At 41.8% G+C, this 14,731-nt stretch carries 20 protein-coding genes and 1 pseudogene; 17 read left to right on the forward strand and 4 right to left on the reverse strand.

Features of this window, described 5'->3' with window-relative positions:
• The first annotated feature begins 144 nt into the window (after positions 1-144).
• The 15 genes from H6G97_RS11195 to H6G97_RS52380 all read left to right on the forward strand — a co-directional run bounded on the left by H6G97_RS11195 (position 145) and on the right by H6G97_RS52380 (position 12,010).
• Positions 145-303: a hypothetical protein gene (locus tag H6G97_RS11195; protein ID WP_190940686.1), complete on the forward strand. Its 159-nt coding sequence runs from the start codon at positions 145-147 to the stop codon at positions 301-303.
• A gap of 450 nt (positions 304-753) precedes the next feature.
• On the forward strand, positions 754-1,071 hold the full coding sequence (locus H6G97_RS11200; protein WP_190940687.1) for an NHLP leader peptide family RiPP precursor: 318 nt from the start codon (positions 754-756) through the stop codon (positions 1,069-1,071).
• Between the two features lie 222 nt (positions 1,072-1,293).
• Positions 1,294-3,552 (forward strand): TOMM precursor leader peptide-binding protein, encoded by a 2,259-nt coding sequence (locus H6G97_RS11205; protein ID WP_190940688.1) that lies wholly within the window; start codon positions 1,294-1,296, stop codon positions 3,550-3,552.
• 305 nt (positions 3,553-3,857) lie between these two features.
• Positions 3,858-3,908, forward strand: a complete 51-nt coding sequence (locus tag H6G97_RS55910) for a hypothetical protein (RefSeq protein WP_422394178.1) — start codon at positions 3,858-3,860, stop codon at positions 3,906-3,908.
• A gap of 34 nt (positions 3,909-3,942) precedes the next feature.
• Entirely contained in the window at positions 3,943-4,170 is a 228-nt protein-coding gene (locus H6G97_RS11215; protein ID WP_190940689.1) for a hypothetical protein, read from the forward strand.
• Positions 4,167-4,361 carry a hypothetical protein gene (locus H6G97_RS11220; protein ID WP_190940690.1) on the forward strand — a complete coding sequence of 65 codons (195 nt, stop codon included), beginning with the start codon at positions 4,167-4,169 and terminating at the stop codon, positions 4,359-4,361. Before H6G97_RS11215 ends, H6G97_RS11220 begins: the two co-directional genes overlap by 4 nt.
• Before the next feature lie 30 nt (positions 4,362-4,391).
• On the forward strand, positions 4,392-6,089 hold the full coding sequence (locus H6G97_RS11230) for a Nif11-like leader peptide family RiPP precursor (RefSeq protein ID WP_242054888.1): 1,698 nt from the start codon (positions 4,392-4,394) through the stop codon (positions 6,087-6,089).
• 56 nt (positions 6,090-6,145) lie between these two features.
• The gene (locus H6G97_RS11235) at positions 6,146-6,958 is read left to right on the forward strand and encodes a MinD/ParA family ATP-binding protein (protein WP_190940691.1); all 813 of its coding nucleotides are present in this window, start codon (positions 6,146-6,148) and stop codon (positions 6,956-6,958) included.
• Positions 6,955-8,163, forward strand: a complete 1,209-nt coding sequence (locus H6G97_RS11240) for a DUF7005 family protein (protein ID WP_190940692.1) — start codon at positions 6,955-6,957, stop codon at positions 8,161-8,163. The genes H6G97_RS11235 and H6G97_RS11240 overlap by 4 nt, the downstream gene beginning before the upstream one ends.
• A gap of 3 nt (positions 8,164-8,166) precedes the next feature.
• Positions 8,167-9,249: a cyclic nucleotide-binding domain-containing protein gene (locus tag H6G97_RS11245; RefSeq protein ID WP_190940693.1), complete on the forward strand. Its 1,083-nt coding sequence runs from the start codon at positions 8,167-8,169 to the stop codon at positions 9,247-9,249.
• Positions 9,250-9,334: 85 nt separating this feature from the next.
• Positions 9,335-9,766: a hypothetical protein gene (locus H6G97_RS11250; protein WP_190940694.1), complete on the forward strand. Its 432-nt coding sequence runs from the start codon at positions 9,335-9,337 to the stop codon at positions 9,764-9,766.
• Between the two features lie 141 nt (positions 9,767-9,907).
• On the forward strand, positions 9,908-10,327 hold the full coding sequence (locus H6G97_RS11255) for a response regulator (RefSeq protein ID WP_190940695.1): 420 nt from the start codon (positions 9,908-9,910) through the stop codon (positions 10,325-10,327).
• A 411-nt stretch (positions 10,328-10,738) separates the two neighbouring features.
• Entirely contained in the window at positions 10,739-11,290 is a 552-nt protein-coding gene (locus tag H6G97_RS11260) for a hypothetical protein (RefSeq protein ID WP_190940696.1), read from the forward strand.
• A 92-nt stretch (positions 11,291-11,382) separates the two neighbouring features.
• A complete protein-coding gene (locus H6G97_RS11265) occupies positions 11,383-11,541 on the forward strand; it encodes a hypothetical protein (RefSeq protein WP_190940697.1) in 159 nt (52 codons plus the stop codon).
• Between the two features lie 199 nt (positions 11,542-11,740).
• Positions 11,741-12,010 carry a hypothetical protein gene (locus H6G97_RS52380; RefSeq protein WP_242054889.1) on the forward strand — a complete coding sequence of 90 codons (270 nt, stop codon included), beginning with the start codon at positions 11,741-11,743 and terminating at the stop codon, positions 12,008-12,010.
• Here H6G97_RS52380 and H6G97_RS11275 read toward each other — a convergent pair.
• Both H6G97_RS11275 and H6G97_RS11280 read right to left on the reverse strand, forming a co-directional pair.
• Positions 12,007-12,399 carry an SUMF1/EgtB/PvdO family nonheme iron enzyme gene (locus H6G97_RS11275; RefSeq protein WP_190940698.1) on the reverse strand — a complete coding sequence of 131 codons (393 nt, stop codon included), beginning with the start codon at positions 12,397-12,399 and terminating at the stop codon, positions 12,007-12,009. The two genes, H6G97_RS52380 and H6G97_RS11275, sit on opposite strands and share 4 nt — an antisense overlap.
• A 67-nt stretch (positions 12,400-12,466) precedes the next feature.
• Complete coding sequence (locus tag H6G97_RS11280; protein WP_242054890.1) at positions 12,467-12,865, reverse strand: hypothetical protein; 399 nt, start codon at positions 12,863-12,865, stop codon at positions 12,467-12,469.
• Here H6G97_RS11280 and H6G97_RS11285 point away from each other — a divergent pair.
• Positions 12,850-13,101 carry a hypothetical protein gene (locus H6G97_RS11285; protein ID WP_190940699.1) on the forward strand — a complete coding sequence of 84 codons (252 nt, stop codon included), beginning with the start codon at positions 12,850-12,852 and terminating at the stop codon, positions 13,099-13,101. The genes H6G97_RS11280 and H6G97_RS11285 overlap by 16 nt on opposite strands.
• Positions 13,102-13,309: 208 nt before the next feature.
• Here H6G97_RS11285 and H6G97_RS11290 read toward each other — a convergent pair whose 3' ends face one another.
• Positions 13,310-13,447 carry a hypothetical protein gene (locus H6G97_RS11290; RefSeq protein ID WP_190940700.1) on the reverse strand — a complete coding sequence of 46 codons (138 nt, stop codon included), beginning with the start codon at positions 13,445-13,447 and terminating at the stop codon, positions 13,310-13,312.
• A gap of 125 nt (positions 13,448-13,572) precedes the next feature.
• On the opposite strand from H6G97_RS11290, the gene H6G97_RS11295 reads away from it, so the two are divergent.
• The gene (locus H6G97_RS11295) at positions 13,573-13,947 is read left to right on the forward strand and encodes a PEP-CTERM sorting domain-containing protein (RefSeq protein ID WP_190940701.1); all 375 of its coding nucleotides are present in this window, start codon (positions 13,573-13,575) and stop codon (positions 13,945-13,947) included.
• Between the two features lie 83 nt (positions 13,948-14,030).
• Here the strand turns inward: H6G97_RS11295 and H6G97_RS11300 are convergent.
• A pseudogene (locus H6G97_RS11300) lies at positions 14,031-14,375 on the reverse strand (transposase); the annotation flags it as partial.
• Positions 14,376-14,731: the final 356 nt, after the last annotated feature.

Consider the following 14,731-nt stretch of genomic DNA (forward strand, 5'->3'; position numbering starts at 1 on the left):
ACTTCATTTGTGAAGACCCGCAAGTGTTTTTAAAAAAGCACTTCGGGTCTTTTACTTCACATAAAAACTCAATAATATGTAAAAAAGTAGAAAAAACCAGATTGAAATTTATGGAATATTGAGTGAGAAACAAAGGTAAAAATAATGATTAATCAACCAAGATTTAAAGCTTGCTTTCGTATCGAAACCTTAGAGTCAGATAGCGTATTTTTGCTGTCTGAGAAAGGTAATTTTTTTCTCAGAGGTCGCCTCTATTACCTATTAGCAGCGTTGCTTGATGGTTGCCATAACGTTGATTGCTAAAAGAAGGACTGTTAACTAGGGCGCAAGAAAAGACTCTCTACTCGACCTAGAAGTTGAACGAACTTTAGGCTAAAACCACCATGAAGCATTAGATGTTCGCTTTAGCATTGAGTAGCGAGTTCTACTATCAACACAATTTGTAAAGACCTACAAGTATATCAAGAAACGCTTGTCAGGTCTTTTTGCTTATTTATAATCATTCGCTTGCAATGATAGCCTTTAACCTGACAATAAATTCAAATAAATATGCTGTTGTGAAGCAATATATGATTCAAACAATCAAGCAAACTAACGCAATCACCGAGAGTTTTAGGTTTAGCTTTATTCTCATTTAAACCTTAAATAAGCAGGAGCAAAAAAAACGTGAGTCTTAGCGAAAAATTGTGGATTGTGAATGCAGCTTACATCTTATAAATTGATAGTTGTAAAGCCTTTATAGGAGATTTAAAAATGGCTGAACAACAGAAAATAACTAAAAACGAATTGGAAGCCAAATTAGTTGCCCATGCTTGGCAGGACGAAGCGTTTAAGCAAGAACTAATCAGCAATCCCAGAGCAGCGGTTGAAAGAGAAATTGGACAAAAGGTTCCAGAAAGCACAGACATTCGAGTGCTTGAAGAAACTGGTAATACCATCTATTTTGTGCTTCCTAAGAAGCCCAGCATTGACGAATTGTCTGAGGAACAGTTGGAGGCTGTTGCAGGTGGTGACGGTGGGGATATTCTACCCGAAAGCGTTTCAGTTCTTACTGTTTCATGGGACCTTTAATCAACTATCGTCCTTTAGATATAACAAATCTGGAACCACAGATGATAATCTACGGGCTTAGTAACTAGCAGAATTTGCAACTTCATTTGTGAAGACCCGCAAGTGTGCTTAAAAAACAATTCGGGTCTTTTACTGCACATAAAAACTCAAGAATATGCAAAAAAGCAGAAAAAACTAAATTGAAATTTATGAAATATTGAGTGAGAAACAAAGGTAAAAATAATGATTAATCAACCAAGATTTAAAGCTTGCTTTCGTGTCGAAACTTTAGAGCCAGATAGTGTATTTTTGCTATCTGAGAAAGATAATTTTTTTCTCAAAGGTCGCCTCTATTACCTGTTAGCAGCGTTGCTAGATGGTTGTCATAACGTTGATAGTATAGTTAACAAGCTTCAAGGGCAAGCTTCTACTGCTGAAATTTACTACGCTTTGACATCCTTAGAAAACAAGGGATACATCATTGAAACCGATGACATGATATCTGATGAAAATGCCGCTTTTTGGAATTTTCTTGACGTTGACCCAAAGGTAGCGACAAGCCGATTGCAAACAACTAAAGTTGCTGTAACTTCATTTGGTACAGTCACACCAGAACCATTTCTTTCCATGCTAGAGTCGCTGAATATTCAAGTCGGTGATGATGGAGATATTTCGGTAGTGTTTACCGATGACTACCTTCGAGCTGACTTGGATGCGTTTAACCAGAAAGCTTTGAAATTTCAACGCCCTTGGATGCTGGTCAAACCCATAGGAACCATTGTTTGGGTTGGGCCGATATTTCACCCTGGTAAAACAGGTTGTTGGGCGTGTTTGGCTCAACGCCTCCAAACACAGCGCCGAGTTGAAACTTTTGTACAGAGAAAAAAGGGCATCGCAGCGCCTTTAACAACTTCCCTGGCTGGACTGCCTTCGACATTCCAAACAGTGCTAGCTATGGCGGCAACGGAAGCCGTTAAATGGATTGTTAATAGAGAGAATAAACAGCTTGACAACACTATGGTTACCTTTGATGTCACATCTCTGGAGATACAAAACCACACTTTAACTCGGCGTCCTCAGTGTCCTTATTGTGGCGAACCAAAATATCTTTTAAACAAAAAACAACAACCCCTTGTTCTTGAAAGTCGGAAGAAAACTTTCACTGCGGATGGGGGACATCGCTATTCTTCACCTGAAGCAACCTTCAAGGAATATCAACACCACATTAGTCCTATTACGGGCATTGTTAATGGATTAAAGCGATTGCGCCGAACAGAAAATGGTTTGATCCACATTTATTCTGGTGGGCAAAATTTGGCTTTAACATACGATAGTTTTCATTCCTTACGCCGAAGTTTGCGAAGCAGAAGTGCAGGCAAGGGGATGACCGAGTACCAAGCCAAGGTAAGTTGTCTTTGTGAATCGCTTGAGAGATATTCTGGTGTCTTCCAGGGAGACGAAATTAGAAAAAAAGCTAGTTACAAAGAAATGGGAGAAGCCGCAATCTACCCCAATGCCTGCATGAATTTCAGCGAAGTACAATACAAAAACCGTAAGGAATGGAACGCAAAATTAACGACTAGTTTTCACTGGGTTCCAAATCCCTTTGATGAGGAAGTAGAAATTGAGTGGACACCAGTCTGGTCTTTGACATACAAAGAATTTAAATACTTGCCAACCGCTTACTGCTATTTCAGTTATCCTCTTCTCAATAGAGAAAACGCTTTCTGCAATCCTTGTTCAAACGGCAATGCTGCTGGTAACACAATAGAGGAAGCTATCCTTCAGGGATTTATGGAATTGGTAGAACGGGATAGTGTCTGTTTGTGGTGGTACAACCGCGTCAGGAGACCAGTGGTCGATTTAGACACTTTTAATGAGCCGTATTTCCAATCATTGAAAGATTATTACAAAACAATTCAACGTGATATTTGGGTTCTTGATATAACTAGCGATTTAAATATTCCTACTTTCATTGCTGTTTCAAGGAGAACTGATAAAGAGATAGAGGATATTATCTTAGGTTGTGGTACCCATTTTGACCCTAGAATTGCCATCCTTCGGGCATTGACCGAGGCGAATCAGTCTCTTCCTGCTGTTTTCCCAATTGCTGTTGATGAAAGTGGTGAATATGCCATAGATGATAGTGACACCATAAATTGGTGGAAAACAGCAACGTTAGAAAATCAGCCTTATCTAGTTCCAGACGAAAGCGTTGCACCAAGAGTTTGTTCTGATTATGCCCAGCTTTGGAGTGATGATTTGCTGAAGGATGTCATGACTTGTGTAGACATTGCAGAGAAAAATGGTATGGAAACGTTGGTTCTAGACCAAACCCGTCCTGATGTAGGACTGAGTGTTGTAAAAGTTATTGTTCCTGGAATGCGTCATTTCTGGGCTAGGTTTGGTCCTGGGCGGCTTTACGATGTTCCCGTCAAGTTAGGTTGGATAAAAGAATCGCAGAGGGAAGATAAACTGAATCCTATCCCATTTTTTTATTAAAACTAATCAAAAAAACTCTAGTTTTTTAGAGACTAGCAAAATACGCTATTACAGTAGGTTTAACATATCTTACAAAAGCGAAAAATTCGTTAGTCTGACTGAAAGATTGTGCATTGTGAGCAGAAGTAGCATTCTCTAAGCTAAGTAATATAGCAGAAAGAACGGACTCCCCTATCCCCAAAATAGTGAGCGGTTATGAGGGTTTTTCATAAAGATTGTCTGCTTTTTTAATTTTTCCCTTTTTAGAGAGATATTAATAGGAGAAATCTATGTCTATTGAAAGTGCAAAGGCATTCTATTCCAGGATGACCACAGATGAAACGTTCCGAACGCAATTAGAGCAGGCAGGAATTTAGGAAGAACGTGAGCAAATCCTGCAAGCTGCTGGTTATGATTGATTTCACACAATCAGAATGGCAAGCCGCCATAGCCGAAATTCAAGCATCAACTGCTGGTGATAGTGAACTCACTGACGCGGAGCTAACAGCAGTTAGCGGTGGCATAACCATAGGAGGATGCTTCCCACCGAAACAATTGCCAAGCGATCGCATCCAGTGGTCAGATAGCTGGCAGAATGAACCCAAATCTACTTACGCCCTAGCAAGAGGTGTAATATGAGCCAAACAAGTAATTCTCCTGCTTCAGAGAAAGAATCACTTCCCAACCAAGGAATCGACAATGTTTCAGATGCTCGTTCTCCTATCCTACCGCGTTCTGGTTGGCAAAATCGGCGAGCCTTTTTAAAGGTTCTTGTTAAGGCGAAGCAGTCCCTAGACATGGCAGAAATTACTGCAACTCTTTGGGATTGAGGCAACTGATTTAATAGCCTCTTAAAATGTATGTCTGTTGAAAGCGCACGAGCCTTTTATGAGCGGATAGCCACGGATGAAGCCTTCCAAAAGGAACTCCGAAATGCTGCCAGTGATAATCAACGCCTAGAGATTGCACTAGCTGCTGGCTACAATTTTACACAACAAGAATTAGCTCAAATCTCAAAGTCAGGTGATAGTATCAGTGATGCAGAGCTAGATGCGATCGCAGGTGGGCTAAAGGCCGTCCCTTATCAGCCACCCACCAAGGTATGGTCGGGTTTAGAGCAAATCGGCTCAATTAAACTCTTGCGTCGGTTCTTTAACTCCTCTGCCTGGTCTATCAGAACGAAACTCTCGGTAGCACTGCTTACAGTTGCCCTCATACCGATGAGCTTCACCACGTATCACAACCTCCAAGAAAGTCTTAAGAGTGCAGAGGACAGCGAATACCGCAAACTGGAACTCTTAGCCACCAGTAATGCTAGTCGCCTCGACCAGCTAATTATCGATATCCAGCGTGTTGCCGTCCAAGTCAGCACTGATAAGGATGTAGTGGGTTTTCTGGCTGCTACTAATCCTCAGAAGCAAACAGCCTTCCGCTCCTCGATGCAACGAACGTTAGATAACGTCTTTCGCTCCAACCCCGACTATGATGTTGTCTACATCATAGATACAAAGGGGCGCTGCCTTGCTGCCACCGACCCCACATTCATTGCTCAAAACTACGCTTTTCGTGAATACTTCCGCTTGAGCATCCAGGGTCGTCCTTACGTCTCTGGCATTATAGTTGGTACAACGAGTGGACGACCAGGCATTTACTTCTCCAACCCTGTACGGTCTGAGGGCGGCAAGATTGTCGGAGTAGCGGTCTTAAAAATTAAGGGAGAAGACATCTGGGCGATTGTAAATGCGTTGCAGGCTGGATCTCAAAGTTATGCCTTCTTGGTTGACGAGCATGGCGTAATCATCAGCCATCCTGATAAATCGCTGCTTTATCATAGCCTAGTCCCCTTGCCAGCTAATAAACAACAGCAGAGCGAAACCGATAGGCTTTATGGTGTCGATCAAATCAAAAGCTTGGACGTTCCAGAGTTAGCAGCTGCGATCGTGGGAGCTAAACAGACAAGTCACACCAGCTATTATTCTCCAATTGAGCAGACACGGCAGATGGTCGGCTTTGCTCCTTTACAAGAGCAACCTTGGGTGTTAGGGGTGAACAAAGTCCACGCACAGTTTGATGCTCCCTTGAATGAACTCATTTGGCAGAATAGCTACAGCTTACTGGCAGTAGGAGCGATCGCAACAATCATCGCCTTGATTTTAGCGCAAAGTATTGCCAAACCGATTCGTGCGCTAACAAAAGCAGCACAATCACTGGTAGAGCAGGATGATTTTGATACTCATCAGTTAGCTAAGGTGTCTGACGCAAATGATGATATTGGTCAATTGGTGCGTGTTTTCCTGCAAATGGCCCAAGAGGTGAAGGCGCGAGAGCAAAAGCTGCAACAGCAAGTGATGGAATTAAACGTTGAAATTGACGAAGCGAAAAAGGCACGTCAGGTAGCTGACATCACACAGACAGATTATTTCCAGGAACTGCAACAAAAAGCGCAAAAAATCAAGGGGCGAATGCCCAAAAATGATGAAACAAAAACCGACTATTTCCAACAGTTACACCAAAAAGCACAAAATCTTAAAGATCGCGTTGTAAAAATAGCTGATTGAACAAATCCCCAGATAGCAACTATATCAAAGTTTTCACATAGCTAGGGTATGGCATTATGTCCAAAATTGTATCTATTCATTCGTTTCGTGGTGGTACGGGAAAATCAAATTTAACTGCTAACTTAGCAGCTACTATTGCCCGTCTTGGAAAACGTGTAGGTGTTATTGACACCGATATTCAATCACCAGGAATTCATATCATTTTCGGTCTAGACGAGGAAAAGATGAATCGCTCCCTCAATGACTACTTGTGGGGTCGCTGTATGATTAAAGATGCTGCCTACGATGTCAGTCATACTTTAAATGCAGAAGGTGAAACATCTAGAGCAAATGGCAGCCTCTACCTGATTCCTTCCAGTATTAAAGCAGGTGAAATTTCCCGTATCTTGCGCGAGGGTTATGACGTAGGCAAACTCAACGACGGCTTTGAGGATTTAATCCGCTATCTCAACCTGGACTATTTGTTGATTGATACTCACCCTGGTTTAAATGAAGAAACCTTACTAGCGATCGCTATTTCTGATATCTTAGTCGTCATCCTGCGTCCAGACCGCCAAGACTTCCAGGGTACTGCGGTAACAGTGGAGGTAGCGAAAAAATTAAAAGTGGACAAAATGCTTTTGGTAATTAATAAGGTGCTACCAGCAATGGATTTCAACGCTCTCCAACAACAAATGGAAACAATCTACAACACTCCAGTGGCTGGTATTGTGCCTCTTTCTGAAGAGATAATTCAGTTAGCCAGCAGTGGTTTGTTTTGCTTGCGTTACGCTGACCATCCATTTAGCCAAACGGTGCAAGAAATTGCTCGGCAGATTATGGATCGGGTTGAGTTAAAGGAGGTATTAATGGGAGGCGATCGCACTTGAACAATCAACACCAACTTCGTGCTAATGTACTTGCCTCCTATGGTGCTACCGCAAGGGAGACAGAAGAATTGCTTGCTTACAATCAAAACATCTTTGATCGCAGTTTTTCAAAACTCCCTGCCAAGTTTCCGCTTCCACCCGAACCCCATGTAGCCGCTTGGGAAGAATATGCCACTTTTGCTCAAGAGGTGGGAGTTTTTCAAGCTTTATCAAGCAAGTTGGTACAGTTAAAATTCCCCATACTCGAAGGCATCAGTCAAACTGAGGCATACCGCTTTGCTACTCGTAAGGGTGTTTCAGTGGATGGCATGATTGAGGCGACTGGTTTGATTTTGCAGCAACCCGAACAACTCCAGTTGATGCTACATCAAAGCTTGGCTGGAGTCATCCCGGTTTTGCTCACCAGAAACCGAGATGACTTTGTTTCTTTGGTACAGGCGCTAACAATGCGGAATGAACCACTACCAGTCCCTGCTTCTATGGGAGCTTGCATGGTTACTGGTTTCAACAACTGGGATCGGGTTCGCCAGTATCGCCAACAATGGTCAGTGAAAAATTTTGGTAACTGCTCCGAAAGTAGTTGGTTAGAAGAATTTGGGCGACTAATCCCGCAAAAGCAGCTCTATCAAGATCGGTTGATTATTTTGAGTGACGGTTTTTATAGCAATGTTTCAGCCAGCGACATCGGACTTTCGGAAGTAGAATGGCGGCGTATTTCCCTTAATATTCGCCTAGAACATGAATCTACTCACTACTTCACACACCGCTTATTTGGCTCCATGCGGAATAATCTACTCGACGAACTGATTGCCGACTACAGAGGTATTGTGGCAGCTATCGGACACTATCGGGCTGATTGGTTTTTGCGTTTTCTGGGGCTGGAGGCATTTCCAGATTACCGAGAAGGAGGCAGATTGCAAAATTACCGGGGTCAACCGCCGCTTTCAGAGGGCGCATTTAAGATTCTGCAAGCATTGGTGAAGTCTGCTGCTGAGAATTTGGAACGCTTTGATGCTGAACATGGAGGCGAGTTAAGAACTCTCAATAGTCAACCAATTATGTTAATAGTTTTGACTTATTTGACATTAGAAGAATTGGCTGACTCTCAGGCGCATTCCTATATCCAAAAAATTTTATACCAATTGCCGACAACTCTCACAGAGGGGCAAGCGGAGCATCCAGAAACTGAACTTAAATTTATATGAGTTATGACTGAAGTTTTACTTAAGGAATTGAATAATAGCGACATCAATTGGATGATAGCTACAGGTCAAAAAAAGGAAATACCTGCTGGCACTATCCTTGTGCAGCAAGGAAAAGCCCTAGATATCCTACACATCATACTGGATGGAACATTCACAATTACTGTTTCGCAAGCTACAAACAATCCTCTCGATCGAGCTTTTGCAGCTATGGAGGATAGCGAAACATTAGGACGAGAGATTGCGCGGGTTTCAAGTGGTGAGATAATAGGAGAAATCCCGTTTATTAATGTCCGCCCAGCTGCTACCACTGTTGAAGCTGCTGAAAATTCGTTGGTAATATCTATTTCTCGGCAGCAATTGACCGCAAAATTGCAGCAGGATATTGGTTTTGCATCTCGATTTTATCGAGCGATCGCTATTCTACTTGCAAACAGAATCGCTCAACTTGGCCATAGCAAACTTGTTAAGAGCAATACGCTCAGAGATATGCTGTTTGTTTTGGAACAATTGCATGATAGTGACATCGATTGGCTGATTGCTACAGGTACTAGTCAAAAAATTGCCGCTAACAAAGTACTCATCCGTGAGGGAGGGCCTGTGGATGCGCTTTATATACTACTGGATGGAACAATGACAGTTTCTGTTTCTGAGGATGAACGCAATCCCCTAACTCGCGCCTTTGCAGCTTTAGAGGGTGAAGAAACTACAAGCAGAGAGATAGCAAAATTATCAAAGGGCGAAATCGTTGGAGAAACAGCTTTCATTGATACCCGTTTGCCTTTTGCCACTATCAGGGCTATTGGAGACTCGCTTGTATTATCAATTCCTCGACAACAATTAGCAGCGAAATTACAACAGGATATAGGTTTTGCTTCTCGATTTTATCGGGTGATTGCTACCTTGCTTGCAAATCGATTACAGGAAATGTTCAGTCGGCTTGGTTATGGCAGACGTATTTATAGCAAAGGTCAATCACTGGATGAAAATGTTGAATATGAAGATGAACTGGATTCTAATATTTTAGATAACATGGCACTGGCTGGAACAAGATTTGATTGGATGTTAAGCCGTTTAAGAAAAAATTAGATTTATTTCGATACTGATAACTAATATAATTGATAACTGTTTTAACAGTGCTGTCTGTTCGTCCCATCTCCTCAAGATGCACACTATGAAAATTGACCGATTGCAGGAACTTAAGCAAAAACTGACGGACATTGCAGACTTGTCCGATATTTGGTCATTTTATATGGATCATTTTGCGGATAAGCTAGAATTCACTGACCTGGGTAAGCCTGTTTATAATCAATATTTAGATACTGTCCTCCACAAAATTTGTCAGCAGATGTTTGACAGGGCAGTCAAGATTACTGACTTCTTCCTGATCTGTATAGCTGCGTATCATTTATTTCATGGAGCTTTCCAAGTTGAAGGGCGTATTGGGGGTGTGATTTATTTCCAGGATATAAAAATTGGGTTACTTGCGGTGTCGGCAGATTATCCCCCTACCGACGCAGTTAAGTATTCACGTTTTTCTGAGATAATTCAACTGCCGACACCTAATCGCAACGATGTCTACGACGGGCTACGCCTATGCAATTGAGATTCAGTCTTTAATGTATGGTCAAAGGAATCCCGTTATCTTTGGGTTTTAATTTGAGAATAAATGGCACAGCTTTTAATACCCAATCGGACACGGGTGTATAATTAGCAGCTTCTTCAATATTTTAAATAGTAGAAAAATATGGAAAAAACAGCTATTATTACCGCAAATACAACCAATAAAAATGTTATTAAGCGGATCTTAGTTTGTGATGATATAGCTGATAACTCTTTCTTGATGAAAACCATTTTAGAAGCAGAGAACTGTTTGGTTGAAAGTGTTGATTCGGGTGCAGCAGTGCTAACCTTTCTTGAAACCGACCCTAACCCACCTGACTTGCTAATATTAGATATTCAAATGCCTGTAATGGATGGATTTGAAGTTGTTCAACGCTTGAGAGAATTAACTAAATTCCAATTTCTACCAATTCTTTTGGTCACAAGTTTTGATTATAATCTTAATAAGATGAATGGTATAAAATGTGATGGATTTATCCAGAAGCCCATTGACATTGATACAGTCACCTCTAAAGTGCGAGAGATTTTAGACCGAAATTCTTAAAGATTCCCTCATAAATGCTAGCTACTTCATTGATACATTAGGGTTATGAATGATGCGATTGCTGTAAGGTTGCTTGAACATATCTTATTAATGCATCCGGCTCAAAGGGCTTTCGGCTAACGGGAGCATCTCAGTTTTTGAAGTGGCTCAAACCGACAATAATCCATTGAGGTAAGCACAGCGATGAGCCAGGACTTGAACATCTGTGAGAGGTTAAGATAAAACGCATTTTGTCAATCAGTTAAAATACTCAAAATAATTTAAATAAGAATGATAATCAAGATGCTTTTGAATAGCTGAAATATTAATTCAAAAACTATTGTAACGACTCAATACCTTGATAAAAATTGGGGAACATTATTCGGTAAATTCAATTACTAAACGAGTTCACAAAAAGTTTGGTTTACCGCCATGCCCAAGCGACCAAAACACAACTCTGACCACACACAAAAACATCATACTCCTACTATAGATAATGAAGCGATTGCTGCTTACTTAGAAGCTTTATTAACTCCGGCTATCTTTAATAAACAAAAATATTACAAGCAATTAGGATTACGAGATAGAATTATCAATCTATCCCTGATGGTGGCAGCAGTATTAACTTTATTGTGGCGGCAAGTTCCTGGAGTCCAAGAATTAAATCGCTTATTAGCAAGAGAAGATTTATTATGGTGTCGTGCCACAACAGTAGCTCAACAATCTCTTGCACAAAGATTTTTAGTATTTCCGGCTGAATTATTTGAGCGAGTATTTAAAGATTTACTACCTCGGTTACAACTCAATTGGCAGCAAAGACTGAGGCGACCATTACCAGATAGTGTTAAGTTTGCATTGCATAATTTTGAGCGAATTTGGATTGCTGACGGGTCGACTCTAGAAGTCTGCCAACCCAAAGATGCGCTTGTGAGGTCTGGGAAAAGGGGAAAGGGGAAAGGGGAAAGGGGAAAGGGGAAAGGGTAAGGAGGCGAGCGACGCTCGCCTCCTTACCCTCCCCCGCACACGATTATCATTTTTATTTAAGTTGCTTTGCGCTTTATTTTAACCTCTCACTGATGGCAAAACAGTCTGTTGGTTTGCCTACGGTAAAAGAACTTAAGATTTTACGTGACCGTGTTTTATCGGAACTGAAGTTAGGTACGCAAGCATCTGGGTATAAAACTGCCCAGAAGGTTCTCAATCGTTTCATTGCTGAACTAATCGGTTTAGTTTAGCTGTTTGGGGAATTCGCCAACGGTATCCCTTGGGGGTCGCTTCGCCTCAGACTGTCGAGAGCTTGTCAGAGAAGGGGGAAGACTTGCCTGTGGCAATGGACTGCACGACGCTGGCGCTTGTGGACGCTAAACACCAGGGCTTGTAGAACAGGCTTCCCCTACTTCGTTATTGGTTGAAAATTCAGTTTCATCTGGAGAAATGAAAGCGGATCATAAAGGCGAAGGTTCCGCCGTATCTACGCTAAATTCTGAAAAATGGTCGCATGAGGCGATTGTTGCGCGGTCAAATATGCGACCCGAGCGGATGCAGAAACTGAAAGTTGCGGCGAATTCGGGGCAGAATCCGGGTTTTGACTTCTTGCAACAGTGTTGGAATGGCGATCCGGCTTTGCAGATTGTGATTAAAAAGGTGCTAGTTAAGTTTCCGCAGTGGGGAATTGCTTGCGTGGATGGGGCGTTGGTGGATTAGGACAAGTAGCGATCGCAAAACTCAACTGCATCGTACCAGGATACTTGCTCTACAGGTCGTTGATCCCCTTTGAATTCCGATGGATCAGCTTGTAGCTTTCTGTTGACTTGCGGTAGTGCTGCTACGGCTTTCCACTGTGCTTGGGTAACTGGATATTTGCCCATGCAAAATTGCTGAATGTTTACTAAATGCTGAGGGCTTTCTGAGCCACTAGCCTCTGTTTTATTCTCTGGTGAACCCATCATAAAACTACCACTCTTGATCAGCACCATTTCAAGAGTGATAGTGTTGTCCAAGTCTTCGGTGAAATATTCGGCTTGACGCTGTTGACGTTTGCTTTCTTGACCTTGAGTGTTTAGTATTATTACATCAAATTCCAATAGCTTCACTTAATTATACCTTTAAATCAGATTTGTATTCACTAGCCCCAATCAGTAATGCTACTTTAACCATCCCCTACTTGGAAACTGCGGCATTCCACCATTTTTGCCCCGGTGACTCTAGCATTGGTAGTTCCAGGTAATGATCACGCCATGCCTTTGGCTTCCATTGCTGTTGTAATGCACTAATCAAAATTGCGTTCGAGAAATATTGCTTTTCATGCTTTTGCAACCACAGCACATAGTCAATCGTGCTTCTAAACGCATCCTCTAGCCCGGATGTACAGTCTTCTAGAGACATTTGAACTTCTTGCGAAAAGTTTACCCCAATGGCAACCAAAGCACGTTCATATTGCTTGAATATCTCGTATTCAACTGAGTCTTGTGACCAAAACCACACGCTTAATACATCTCCCAAATAATCAGCAATTTCTAGATGATCAAATTCTACCAAGTCACTTGGTAAGCTCAACATTCCTTCATGAAGGTACTTGTTCCGCCGCGCCCATCGCTGAAAATGAAAAATCTTTAAATTCTGCGATCGCTAATCAAACTCAGGGGCAGGTAGAACAAGGTTATTCTGCTACGTTGTTGGTTGAAAATTCAATTTCGGGTGTAGAAGTCAAAGCAGTTGATGAGGGTGAAAGTTCCGCCGCGCCTGTCAATTGTTACGTGGTCAAATATGCGGCCTCTACGTATGCTAAATACTGAAAGATGGTCGCATGAGGCGAGAAACTCAAGGTTGCGGCGAATTCCGAGAATAATCCGGGCTTTGAGTTCTTGCAGGAGTGTTGGGAGGATGACCCGGCTTTGCAGATTGTGATCAAGAAACTACTGGCGAAGTTTCCGCAGTGGGGTATCGTTTGTGTTGAGGGGGTGTTGATGAAGTGAAATGAGTAACGATTCACCATTTCAACTACTAGCGTATTGTAGTACTCGTTTCCATTAAGAGCGCCAAGCCGTCTCTAGCAACATTTCCTTGCCATTGGTGAACTGCATGAATTCTTGCCCAAAGGCAATAAAATACATCAGCAACTAGGCGATTACGCACATCCATACCCCCGGAGACTGCGGCATTCGGCTACCAACCTATGCGGATTGCAGCACTGGTAATTCTATGTATTCATCGCGTCACTCCACAGGTTGCCATAGACGAATGCAAAACTCGAATCAAAATGACGTTTGGGAATATCTGAGAAGCGTAACAATACCCCTCCTGGTGATACGGGTTTGGGGGAAATTGAAGCCATGTATGCTCCTGGTGATTCGGGTGGTCCAACATTCATAAATCGATTGATTACTGGTATTGCATCCTTTCGTAATAATAGATTAAACCCACGTCAGGATGTCAATGACAGAGTTGATTCTTCTTTTGGAGAGATTGCTTATAGTACTTGCGTGTCATACTATGCCAACTTTATAGATGATGTTTTAGCAGGCAAGATTGTTGCTAGCCGCACGGTTCCAGAACCCTCTACTGTATTAGGCACTGTATTCACTCTCAGTGCTTTGATTATCAGTTCACATTTTAAAAAGAAAGTAAGTAGAACAAGGTGAAAAAATCAAACTATGTAAAGATAAGTAAATACATAAATGTGTTACCAAGGTAACAGGGTTATGGGCAGCCGTTTAATACCAATTTAATATGAAGCTGCATAGAATAGAGCTTCCAGGATAAAGTTATAAGAAGAGATAGAAATTACCTGCTCAAATGTGAGTTGGTCGAAGATTTCTTGAATGCGCTCGCGTAAAGCTTGTAAAGAAGAAAAAAGTTGATTTTTAAGTGGTTTCTTGAGAAGTTGCCAAAGTCTCTCAATCGGGTTGAGTTCAGGGGCTGATGCTGGTTGAAACACAGGAATAATAAACTCTTGCCAACGAATCGCTGAACTTGTATGAGCAGGTGCTTGATCAACCTGTAAAATAGCGTAATCGCTACCTAATTGCATAGATAGCCAGTCCAAGAACTGTTGAAAACACTTGCCATCTAATTTTGGATATTCATAATGTTATGATCTCCACTCAACGGTTCAATTGCACCATATATCCAAAAGTTCTCTCTGGGTCACCATATATCCAAAAGTTCTCTCTGGGTCATTTCACCTCAACAGTAGGTTTAACGCCTGAAGCTGTAATCACTTTGCCTGTGAGAGTTTTGAGTCCAACTCTAGTTTCATCCTGGCATAGGTAGCGAACACACTTGTTTTGTGCCAAAAGTTGTTTCAAGGTTACTAGAATTATGCCGAGTTTTTTTTAAATTCCGATACCAACTCTTCGTCCTGTTGACAACTTTGAGGGCGGGGGACTTTCAGTTTTGCTTTGAATCTATATCTCACCCAAACAT

The organism is Nostoc flagelliforme FACHB-838 (genome assembly GCF_014698065.1).
GTDB lineage: Bacteria > Cyanobacteriota > Cyanobacteriia > Cyanobacteriales > Nostocaceae > Nostoc > Nostoc flagelliforme_B.